At 69.2% G+C, this 9,222-nt stretch carries 14 protein-coding genes; 3 read left to right on the top strand and 11 right to left on the bottom strand.

The features are described from left to right. On the top strand, window positions 1-1,153 hold a 1,153-nt coding region (locus tag ACWJ6R_RS23115), incomplete at its 5' end, for an AI-2E family transporter (protein ID WP_449064235.1). Window positions 1,154-1,270: 117 nt separating this feature from the next. Here the strand turns inward: ACWJ6R_RS23115 and ACWJ6R_RS23110 are convergent. The 3 genes from ACWJ6R_RS23110 to ACWJ6R_RS23100 all read right to left on the bottom strand — a co-directional run bounded on the left by ACWJ6R_RS23110 (window position 1,271) and on the right by ACWJ6R_RS23100 (window position 3,066). Continuing rightward, window positions 1,271-1,690 carry a DoxX family protein gene (locus tag ACWJ6R_RS23110; RefSeq protein ID WP_449064234.1) on the bottom strand — a complete coding sequence of 140 codons (420 nt, stop codon included), beginning with the start codon at window positions 1,688-1,690 and terminating at the stop codon, window positions 1,271-1,273. 187 nt (window positions 1,691-1,877) lie between these two features. Then, window positions 1,878-2,573: a histidine phosphatase family protein gene (locus ACWJ6R_RS23105; protein WP_449064233.1), complete on the bottom strand. Its 696-nt coding sequence runs from the start codon at window positions 2,571-2,573 to the stop codon at window positions 1,878-1,880. Window positions 2,574-2,685: 112 nt separating this feature from the next. Continuing rightward, complete coding sequence (locus tag ACWJ6R_RS23100) at window positions 2,686-3,066, bottom strand: winged helix-turn-helix transcriptional regulator (protein WP_449064232.1); 381 nt, start codon at window positions 3,064-3,066, stop codon at window positions 2,686-2,688. A gap of 138 nt (window positions 3,067-3,204) precedes the next feature. On the opposite strand from ACWJ6R_RS23100, the gene ACWJ6R_RS23095 reads away from it, so the two are divergent. Next, entirely contained in the window at window positions 3,205-3,612 is a 408-nt protein-coding gene (locus ACWJ6R_RS23095; RefSeq protein WP_449064231.1) for a RidA family protein, read from the top strand. A gap of 92 nt (window positions 3,613-3,704) precedes the next feature. On the opposite strand, the gene ACWJ6R_RS23090 is transcribed toward ACWJ6R_RS23095, so the two are convergent. From ACWJ6R_RS23090 to ACWJ6R_RS23055, 8 genes are all read right to left on the bottom strand, one after another. After that, entirely contained in the window at window positions 3,705-3,992 is a 288-nt protein-coding gene (locus ACWJ6R_RS23090) for a DUF4287 domain-containing protein (RefSeq protein WP_449064230.1), read from the bottom strand. 348 nt (window positions 3,993-4,340) lie between these two features. After that, window positions 4,341-4,826, bottom strand: coding sequence for a DUF5959 family protein (locus ACWJ6R_RS23085; protein ID WP_449064229.1), 486 nt, complete (start codon window positions 4,824-4,826; stop codon window positions 4,341-4,343). A 272-nt stretch (window positions 4,827-5,098) separates the two neighbouring features. Further along, window positions 5,099-5,500: a hypothetical protein gene (locus ACWJ6R_RS23080; protein WP_449064228.1), complete on the bottom strand. Its 402-nt coding sequence runs from the start codon at window positions 5,498-5,500 to the stop codon at window positions 5,099-5,101. Then, window positions 5,497-5,958: a hypothetical protein gene (locus tag ACWJ6R_RS23075; protein WP_449064227.1), complete on the bottom strand. Its 462-nt coding sequence runs from the start codon at window positions 5,956-5,958 to the stop codon at window positions 5,497-5,499. The genes ACWJ6R_RS23080 and ACWJ6R_RS23075 overlap by 4 nt, the downstream gene beginning before the upstream one ends. A gap of 124 nt (window positions 5,959-6,082) precedes the next feature. Continuing rightward, window positions 6,083-6,574, bottom strand: a complete 492-nt coding sequence (locus tag ACWJ6R_RS23070) for a hypothetical protein (RefSeq protein WP_449064226.1) — start codon at window positions 6,572-6,574, stop codon at window positions 6,083-6,085. After that, window positions 6,571-6,879 (bottom strand): hypothetical protein, encoded by a 309-nt coding sequence (locus tag ACWJ6R_RS23065; RefSeq protein ID WP_449064225.1) that lies wholly within the window; start codon window positions 6,877-6,879, stop codon window positions 6,571-6,573. The genes ACWJ6R_RS23070 and ACWJ6R_RS23065 overlap by 4 nt, the downstream gene beginning before the upstream one ends. Before the next feature lie 20 nt (window positions 6,880-6,899). Next, window positions 6,900-7,346 (bottom strand): YbaB/EbfC family nucleoid-associated protein, encoded by a 447-nt coding sequence (locus ACWJ6R_RS23060; protein ID WP_449064224.1) that lies wholly within the window; start codon window positions 7,344-7,346, stop codon window positions 6,900-6,902. Between the two features lie 233 nt (window positions 7,347-7,579). Further along, entirely contained in the window at window positions 7,580-7,951 is a 372-nt protein-coding gene (locus ACWJ6R_RS23055; RefSeq protein ID WP_449064223.1) for an Mth938-like domain-containing protein, read from the bottom strand. Window positions 7,952-8,180: 229 nt separating this feature from the next. Here ACWJ6R_RS23055 and ACWJ6R_RS23050 point away from each other — a divergent pair, with 229 nt between their 5' ends. Further along, on the top strand, window positions 8,181-9,149 hold the full coding sequence (locus ACWJ6R_RS23050; protein ID WP_449064222.1) for an ankyrin repeat domain-containing protein: 969 nt from the start codon (window positions 8,181-8,183) through the stop codon (window positions 9,147-9,149). Window positions 9,150-9,222 lie beyond the last annotated feature (73 nt).

Genomic DNA, 9,222 nt, shown 5'->3' with positions numbered 1-9,222 from the left:
CGCCTCCCAGCCGACCCCGGCGGCCGCTCCTCCCGGCCTCGACGACCTCGCCGCGGTACCCACCGGAGCGTCGGCGCCCACCACCGGCGCGTCGGCGGCCGACGCCCCCTTCGGGCGGCCCGGCCGTTCCATGCGGGACAACCCGTTCGTGTTCGGCTTCACCGCGGCCCTCGGCGTGCTCACCGCGTGGTGGCTGGTGCAGGCCGTCGCGAGCGCGGGGTCGGTGCTGGTCCTCATCGTGGTCTCACTCTTCCTCGCCGTCGGCCTCAACCCCGCCGTCGAGGCGCTCCAGCGCCGCACCCTGCCGCGCTGGCTCGCGATCACGACGGTCTTCCTCGGCGTCATCACCGTCTTCGCGGTCTTCGGCCTGGCGGTCGTGCCCCCGCTGACCACGCAGTCCGCCGAGTTCGTGGAGAACGTCCCGACGTACGTCCAGGAGCTGCAGAACCACCCGCTCATCCGCGACCTGGACCAGCGCTTCCAACTGCTGGAGAAACTCCAGCAGTACGTCACCAGCGGCGACTTCGGCACCCAGATGTTCGGCGGGGTGCTCGGCCTCGGCACGGTCCTGCTCGGCGCGGTCTTCAACTCCCTGACCGTGCTGGTCCTCACGCTCTACTTCCTCGGCTCGCTCACCTCGATCAAGGAGATGGGCTACCGCATGGTCCCCCGGTCCCGCCGGACCCGCACCCGCCTGCTCGGCGACGAGATCATCCAGCGCATCGGCGGCTACGTCGCGGGGAACCTGATCGTCTCCCTGATCGCCGGCGTGACGACCTTCGTCTTCCTGAGCATCATGCAGGTGCCGTACGCGCTGGCCCTGTCCCTGATCGTGGCGCTGACCGACCTGATCCCCCTGGTCGGCGCCTTCATCGGCGCGGGGGTGGCCTCCCTCGTCGGGTTCTTCGTCTCCCCCACGGTGGGCATCGTCTGCGTCGTCTTCTTCACCCTCTACCAGCAGGTCGAGAACTACCTGATCGCGCCGAGGGTGATGAAGAGCTCGGTCGACGTCCCGCCGCTGGCCACGATCGTCGGCGCCCTGCTCGGCGGCGCCCTGCTCGGCGTCGTCGGGGCCCTGCTGGGCATCCCGATGGCCGCGGCCGTCCTGCTCATCGTCCGCGAGGTCGTCCTGCCCCGCCAGGAACGCCTCTGATGGGAGCCACCGGGTCAGCCTCAGCTAGACCGACGCATCGCCCGCGGAGGCCGTACGGCCTGCGGAGCGTCCTCTCACGGCCTCCGCCGTCCAGAGCGCCACTCCGATGTAGAGGATCTACTCGGGGACGCGCCGCCAGAGCGGCGTCGCCGCCTCCCCCGCCAGGGTCACCTCGGCCAGCGCGGCGTGGACGTTGGCGGGGAGCATGAGCACGAAGAGCAGGGCCAGGCAGATCCCGGCCGCCCGGCGGGTGGCGGGGAGCACGAGTCCCACCGCGCCGGCCAGCTCCAGGACGCCGGTCAGGTAGACCACGAGGGAGGGGAACGGGACGAACGGCGGGACCATCGCCACCATGTCGGCGCGGTTCGGCATGAAGGTCACGTCCGACGGGACGAAATGGGCACTGGCCGTCATCACAAGCATGGCGGCCAGGCCGTGCCCGGCGCTCACCCGCCAGGCGGCGAAGCGGGCCAGGCCGAACAGCGCACCCGACAGACGGAAGACCAGGGCGGACACGAGAAGAACGATCACGGTCACGGAACTCACCCTCCTTTGGATAGCAACACTAACCAACGGACGATAGTACTGCTATCCAATTCGGGTTCCGGCCTGGCAAGCGCCCGCCCGGTAGCAGTGCCCAGGGGAGCCGGTCGCCGGACATCCGGCCGTCGCCTTCTGCGCATGCCGGGAGAGGCGGCGAGGGCGGAGGGCAGGGCTCCGCCCGCTAGTCCAGGACCATGGGGGAGGTCTCGGCATCGGTGCCGGACAGCTCGCCCAGATGCGCCGTCCCGCCGCCGACGACACGGAACCCGTACGGCCCGCTCGGACGCCACAGCTCGGTGACGACGCAGTTGGGGACGTCGCACGCCCCGTTGAACCGGCGGAAGCCGCGCATCGCCTCGTCGTCGGGGTCGGTGGTCCCGGTGAACAGCGACCAGATCACGGCCTTCATGAAGAGGCCGTGGGTGAACACCGCGATCAGGCCCTCCTCCGGGCGGGCGGCCAGCCGGTCCAGGAAGGCGCGGGCGCGGATGATGAGCATCCTGAAGGACTCGCCGTCGCCGCCGTTGACGTAGGCGGGGTCGGCGCGCTCCCAGTAGGCGTCGGCGAAGGGCCTGCGCTGGTCCTTCGTGGTCCGCGGCCCGTGCAGCGCGCCCAGGTAGGTGAACTCCTCGACCGGCCACTCCTCGTACGGCACCCCGGGGAACCGTGCGACGGTCGCCTCGGCGGTCTGCCGTGCGCGGACGAACGGCGAGCTGACGACGAGGTCCGGCGGGGCGGTGAAGGCCGCGGCCGTCCGCGCCGCCTGTTCCCGCCCGAGCGCCGTGAGCGGGGCCGTGCCCGGTCCGTTCGTCGGCAGCCCGGCGTTCGATTCGCTCTGCCCGTGCCGGATCAACCACACCCGCCGAAGTTCGATCATGCCGACAGGCTGGCATACGGACGCGCGCCGCGGAAGGCGCGGCGGAAAGGGCCCGGACCGAGGGACGGGCATCGGCCGTGGTGGCCGAGCGGTCGTGTGCGCGCTCCGCTCGTCACATCTCGAAGCGGCGACGCGATTCCTCGATGTGACCGAGATACCGGCGGGTCCAGTCGCACATTCCGTCGACCGTCTTCTGCAGGGCTCGACCGGCCTCGGTGAGGGTGTACTCGACCCGCGGCGGCACGGTGGGGTGCACGTTCCGCTCGACCATGCCGTTGCGTTCCAGCATGCGCAGGTTCTGGGTCAGCATCTTGTGGCTGACGCCCTCGATCCCGTCCCGCAGCTCGCCGAAGCGCAGGGTGCCCCCACCCAGGGCCTCGATGATCAGGAGCGCCCACTTGTTGGCGATGTCCGAGAAGATCTCCCGCGCCAGGGAGTCCGCGCGCGCCAGGTCCGCGTCCTCGGTCGAGTCTTTGAACTGCTTGGTCACCATGAGGTTCCTCAGTCACCGAAAAGTGCGTTCTTCCATGTCAGCCCACACTCTCCTACAGTTCCCCAGTAACCACAAGAGACCAAGAGCGGCTTGGTCCGGTGCAAGCGAGCCCACGGGCTCTCACTACGAGGAGTCGACATGGCCGTCACCCTGATGAACCCCGAAGGACTGCCGGAGGTCGACGTCTACCGGCAGGTGTCGATCGCGACCGGTTCGAAGCTGGTCTTCATCGCCGGGCAGGTCGCCTGGGACGCCGACGGAGCGACGGTCGGCGAAGGCGACCTCGCCGCCCAGGTCGAGCAGTGCTACCTCAACATCGGCACCGCCTTGGCCGGGTCCGGCGGCTCCTTCGACGACGTGGCGAAACTGACCGTCCACGTCGTCGGCTGGACCCCCGACAAGATGCCCCTGCTGCTGGAGGGGATCGCCCGGGCGACCTCGAAGCTGGGCGTCACCCCGGTGCCGCCGGCCACGCTGCTGGGCGTCGCGGCACTGGACGTGCCCGAGCACCTGGTCGAGATCGAGGCCACCGCGGTCATCGACTGAGCAGGCGGTCCGCTCCCGGCAGGCCGCGTGCTCCCGCGTCTTCACCGTACGGCCGCCGCCGCCGTCGCCGGTCACGGCGCCCGGCGGCCGGGTCAGGGCCGGTTCTTCTTCCCGTCCAGCCAGAGCGTGTCCGACTCGTCGCGGTGGGAACCGGAGCTGCCGACGTGCTTGGCGTCGATCTTCGGCCCGTTCTTGATCACATGCACCAGCGCCATCGCGTGTCCACGCCCGAGGCCGTAGTCCTGCTTCAGCCAATCGATGATCGCGCCCGCTTTCACGGACGGGTCGTCGAGACCGCGTTCCTTCGCCAGCGCGATGAACTCACGCGGGGTGAGGCCGGTCTTCTCCTCGATGTTGTCCAAGTACGCCTGGAACGACATGCGTCTCTCCGTTCATCATGGGACCGTCGGGCCGCGGCGCCCCCTGCTCGTACGGCTGCGTACGAGCAGGGCCGCCGATCAGTCCTGCTCCGGTCGTTCATCGCCGCCGTCGATCCACCTCATCGGCGCGCGATGCCTCCCACTGCATTTCCGGGAGTAGACGATTCCATGTGACGACGGCCCGCATCAACGTGCGATCAGCGAAGGGACGTTTAGCCGGGCTCAACGACGGGGCCGCGATGCTGGAACGGCACGAGATCCAGATGCTCCCGGTGCTCGCCGACGAACTGCACCTCGCACGCACCGCCGAACGCCTGCGGCTCGCTCCGGGACGCATCAGTCAGACGATCAAGAAGGTGGAGCGGCTGAGCGGTTGCGCCGTACATACACACCCGGCGAAGTCTCCTCGACCTCACGTGGCCAAGTCTCCTTGACCTGCTCCAGTCGATCACGGTGCTCGGGGATCCACCCGTCCGTCAGCCGTACCGGCATGCGGACCCAGGCTCCGGACGCCGGATGATCCTTCACCGTCACCACCGCCCCACCCGACTGCCCGCTCGGCTGGATCACGACCTCGGGGGTGCGGCCGGACTCCAGCCAGCACACCTCCCGCCCGGCCGCCAACGAGTCCAGGGCGCTCGCCCAGTCGTCCAGGTCGTCGGGCAGGAGACAGGTCGTCAGGCGTCCGCCGGCGAACCCGGTCGTCACGACGAGTTCGGCATCGAGGTAGTCGTGGCCGGACAGCACACCGGGCTGATGCCGGCCGAGCACCTTCACGACGAGGCGGTTCTCCTCATCCCCGAGACGGATGAACTCAAGGGCGCTTTCTCCCATCACGGCTCCCATCCTGCCAGCACGCGTCATGGTCACCCGGCCGGCCCGGCAACGCAGCAGGCCGCGCTCCCGGAAGCGGTCTCCGGCCTGGACGGAGATGAGGGGTTCGAGAACCCCTGGCTCCTTCGATGCGAACCCCGGTCGGGCGTGCCGCTCCTGATCGCCGGATGCCGACCGGTGCCGTCAGGTGTCGCGGCGAAGGAGTGCCATGGTCGTCGACGACGGATCCGGGCGGCTCGGTGTCGGCTGGAACGACCGGGCGGACCTCGGCCTCAATCCCTCAGGCGCGACAGGAGCCGGTCCACCGAGGGGGCGACCATCACCCACTTGCCATCGGCCTTGCGGTACACGACCGCGGGGCCGGCGGCGGGTCGGTAGTCGAGTGCGAACGGCATGTCGGGTCCCAGGTCACCGATGATGAGCGAGCTGCGGGGGTCGAGGTCGCCGGGCGGCTGCGCGGGTTCGGGCGTGCCCAGGAACAGCGGTCCCGTACGTGCCAGCCAATGGCGGTTCTCGAATTCCATCTGCTCAAGGGAGTAAAAAGCGGGTTCCTCAGGCTGTTCGCCGAACACCTTCGCCAGGACGGCGGAATCCGGTGGCGTCCACCGGCCCTCACTCATGGCCGCGAGAAGCGCCTCCGGAAGGGGCAACCCATTGATCACGTTACTGTTCACCGAGTAGGCCAAACTTGTCGGTTGGTGGTTTGCCGGATGAGCTCCATGATCGGCCCTCGCAGATGCTCGGGCACCTCGACGCCTTGGAACGAGGGATTGGCCCCGTTGACCGATCTGGAAACCCAGTGCATGCCGATGGACCCGTCCTCACGCAGGATCGCGGTGAAACCGACGCTCCTGTCCGGGGCCGTCCCCGTGATGCGCGTGAAGATGGAGTTGACGTCGTAGTGCCCACCGTAGCGCGGCACCGCGTTCTCGGGCACCGCTCCGGACCGCAGCGTCGAGTCGCCGCTCGGATAGGCGAGGAACCGGCGCGAACCGTGGTCGTACACCCCGGAGAATCCAGAGCCGGGCCGGAAATCGTCCAGGCGGGTGGGACTGTCGGTGATGAGATTGGTCAGTGAGTTCCTGGCCTGCGGTCCCGTCAGGTCGTAACGAATCGGGATGTCGTTCGCCACCGCCGCGGGACCGGGCGTGGCCGCCGCCTGCGCGCTCCCCGACCTGCGGAAGAAACGCGCCCCGAGTCTGCCGAAGAGCCCCCCGACCGCGCGGGATGCCCCCCTTCCTCCTCTCGCCGCCATGTCAGTCCATGAGCGGGGCGGCGGCCATGGCGATCAGCAGGCCGATCAGCCGTCCGGTGAGTTCCTTGAACACCGGTATCTGCAGCAGAGAGGCGCCCAGGGTCGGCCCCGCGGCGGCGATCGCCCGGATCATCGCGGTGGCCAGCGAGACGAGCTGGACCAGGACATGGGTCTTGAGGGCCAGCACGATCGCTCCCGAGACGAACAGTCCCGCGCCCACGGTGAGCATGCCGGTCGTGGCGTCGGAGAGCACGGCATCCGGCGCGTCGTCGACATCCCAGGCGGTCTGGAAAGCGTTGACCCCGTCACCGGCGTTGTCATTCCACACTTTGGCGGCCGACACCCGCGCGAGATCCCGTACCGCGTCGAGCAGCGGCTCGGCGTCCACGACCAAGACACCCGCCTGGCCGAGCTTCGACTCGTCGGCGTTCGTCCACCAGTATCCGAGGTCTTCCAGCAGTGCGGCCGCCCACCCCGGCAACTGCAGGCTCATGCCGGGGTCTCCGGCCCGAGGGCGACGATGGCGCGCTGTTCCGCGATCGAGCGGTTGGCGGCCATCTGGTGCACGCCCGTTCCGTAGCCCTGCAGGCCGCTCATCACCGAGCGGAGCGTCTCATCTGCGGCCTCGCGGATCCCCTTGTACGACGCGCCGATGAGTTGGCTGATGAGGTCCTCGCCCACCATGGGTTCGAGCGCATTCAGCGCGTCGCCCAGCGCCGTCCAGTGGTCGCTCAGGTCCTTCATCGCCGAATGCAGGCCCGAGCCCGCGAACTGCAGGCTCCCCGCCTGCAACTCCATCACGTCATCGGATCGGGGGCTCATGCGCGCCTCTCGAACCGCAGGACGACGTCGCTGATCGCCTGAGTGAACTGCTCCATCTGGCGCACCGATTCCTGCTGCAGGGTGAGCAGCGTCGACGACAACTCCTCCACGTCAGGAGACGCGCCGGCCTGCTCGACCGCCTTCACCCGCAGATCGTCGACGGCCGCGTTCACGGCCTTGACGATCTCCGCGCACATCTCCTCAGAACCGGCCCGCATCAGGCGCGGGTCGACCGTCAGGGACGCGAGCCGTCCGCCGGGCGCGACCGTGGCCCGCACCCGCCCTTGGGCCGCCGCGCCCTCCCCCTGGAGCGCCATGCCCTGCCTGCCGGATGTGCCATCGGCCGAACCGTCACCGAGGTCCTGGGCGGACACCAGTGCCTGCCGCGCCTGCTCGATCACTCGATCGAGCCCTTCAGCACCAAGCTCTGCACCGCCCGCCATAGGCTCGCTCCTCGCTCCGCTCTAAAGCTCCGCAGACTGTATATATCAGCCATTTTCGCTTAATGTCGGCGACACAGAGAAAGACGACAGTGTCCATTGCGACCGCAGTGGCGGTCGTTCTCCGTTCATCGTGGGCGCACCATGCCGTGACCGGGATTCCGGTGCCCGGCAGGCACGGCACGGTCGGAGGCTCCGGACGATGCCGATACCGTCGCATCCGCCCAGAGCCGTGCTCAGCAGGTCGAGTGGAAGAGTCCGCCCACGGCCACCGACGCCGCGGCCAGCTCGTTGTAGCGGCTGACGGCGGACATCGTCTCTTCCACGTGCACCTCGATGCCCTTGTCCGCCAGCTCGCTGAGCGTCTCGGGACAGACCTGCAGCATCAGCTGCATGCCGCGGGACAGCACGACGACCTGAGAGCCTCGGTCGAGCAGCTCGCGCACGTCGGCGGGCTGGATGCCGGACGAGTGCCCGGTGCCGGTCTCCTTCCAGTCCCAGGGGCGGCCCCCGCCCGGGTAGAGCTTGAAGTCCTTACCTTCGCCGATGCCTTCCACCACCATCCGGCCCCAGCCGACGTGCGTGATGAGCGGGCTCTTGTCGTTCATGGACGCGAGACTACGCTTTGCACCCTGGCAGCGCGGCCGCGGAAGAGGAGGGCCGCACGGTGAGCGACGACAGCCGAAGCCTCCCCTCTGAAGAGCCGACCGCATAGCTCCCGATCAGACAGCCGGAGGATGCCGCCTTTCCGTTGTCGACTGCGGTCCCAACCCGAATCTGTCAGCCCGGTACGCCACGATCAGCACTCATATATCCCGTATATCCCCAAGGAGTGCCATGGTCGCCAACGACGAAACCGGATGGTCCGGCATCGGCTGGGACAGCTGGACGAATCTCAGTGTGATCCGCGCCCGGCTCGATGCGGGCGCCGACCCGAATTCAGAGGTGTCCTTCCTCGGACCGCCGCTGCACGTGGCGGCCGAGCGTGGCTCACCCGAGGTGGTCGCGGAACTGGCCCGGCGCGTCGACGACGTCGACGCGGAGCACGAGGGCCGTACCGCCCTCTGGGAGGCCGTCTTCAACGACCGGCCCGGCAACGCCCGCGCCCTGGTCGCCGCCGGAGCCGACCCGTGGCGGCCGATGATGAACGGCTGGTCCCCTGGACGGCTCAGCCTGGCCGGCCCCACGCCCGACCTGTTCCCTCTTCCCGACGGCGTGGCCGGCCTGTCCGCCGCCGAGACCGCCGCCGCAGCCGAGGCCAGGCACCTGATCGCCGCGTTGGGACGCCTGGAGCACGACGGCTTCAGCGTCGCCTGCGTGGCCGGCATCACCGCGGCCGAGGCGGCACGGCGGCTGGAGGCCGTACCGGCCGATGACGACGAAGTCGAAGCGTTCCTGGAGGACCCCTGGGAAGATGAGGACGACAGCCTGGCCGTCCTCGGCGTCACGGACGTGCCCGGCGGATGCGTCGTCTTCCAGCCGTGGGCGTACAGCGCGTCCAACCCCGGCGTCATGGAGCGCCTGTCGGCCGGCACCGTCTGCCACGCGATGTACGCCAACCCCAAGAGCGGCAACCAGGGAGCCGTCGCCCGCGACGGCGTCATCGAGGAGTGGGACACCCACCCCGGCGGCGGCAGCGTCTCCGCCGACGAGCCCGCCGAGGAGATCCTCGCCACCTACCTCTACCACGGCCGAGCCGTGGCCTACTGCTTCGCCGGCGCGGGCCTGCGGCCGGCCGACACCCGATCGATCACCGAACAGCCCGACATATGGCTCAAGCTGCCCGAACGGGACTGGTGGACCTGACCCGCGGCACAGCGAGAAGCGGAAGGTGTCAAGTCAAATGCGACAGGGAGTCGGCTGATCTGATCGCTAGGCT

Source organism: Planomonospora algeriensis, assembly GCF_977012225.1.
Note: the sequence above shows the minus strand (reverse complement) of the source record. Positions and strands in the feature narration are given on the sequence as shown.

What these genes read in the sequence shown, in the direction of transcription:
- ACWJ6R_RS23105 (WP_449064233.1), bottom strand. Translation starts at nt 2,573, where the DNA reads ATGATCGAACTTCGGCGGGTGTGGTTGATCCGGCACGGGCAGAGCGAA.
- ACWJ6R_RS23100 (WP_449064232.1), bottom strand. Translation starts at nt 3,066, where the DNA reads ATGGTGACCAAGCAGTTCAAAGACTCGACCGAGGACGCGGACCTGGCG.
- ACWJ6R_RS23095 (WP_449064231.1), top strand. Translation starts at nt 3,205, where the DNA reads ATGGCCGTCACCCTGATGAACCCCGAAGGACTGCCGGAGGTCGACGTC.
- ACWJ6R_RS23090 (WP_449064230.1), bottom strand. Translation starts at nt 3,992, where the DNA reads ATGTCGTTCCAGGCGTACTTGGACAACATCGAGGAGAAGACCGGCCTC.
- ACWJ6R_RS23085 (WP_449064229.1), bottom strand. Translation starts at nt 4,826, where the DNA reads ATGGGAGAAAGCGCCCTTGAGTTCATCCGTCTCGGGGATGAGGAGAAC.
- ACWJ6R_RS23070 (WP_449064226.1), bottom strand. Translation starts at nt 6,574, where the DNA reads ATGAGCCTGCAGTTGCCGGGGTGGGCGGCCGCACTGCTGGAAGACCTC.
- ACWJ6R_RS23065 (WP_449064225.1), bottom strand. Translation starts at nt 6,879, where the DNA reads ATGGAGTTGCAGGCGGGGAGCCTGCAGTTCGCGGGCTCGGGCCTGCAT.
- ACWJ6R_RS23060 (WP_449064224.1), bottom strand. Translation starts at nt 7,346, where the DNA reads ATGGCGGGCGGTGCAGAGCTTGGTGCTGAAGGGCTCGATCGAGTGATC.
- ACWJ6R_RS23055 (WP_449064223.1), bottom strand. Translation starts at nt 7,951, where the DNA reads ATGAACGACAAGAGCCCGCTCATCACGCACGTCGGCTGGGGCCGGATG.
- ACWJ6R_RS23050 (WP_449064222.1), top strand. Translation starts at nt 8,181, where the DNA reads ATGGTCGCCAACGACGAAACCGGATGGTCCGGCATCGGCTGGGACAGC.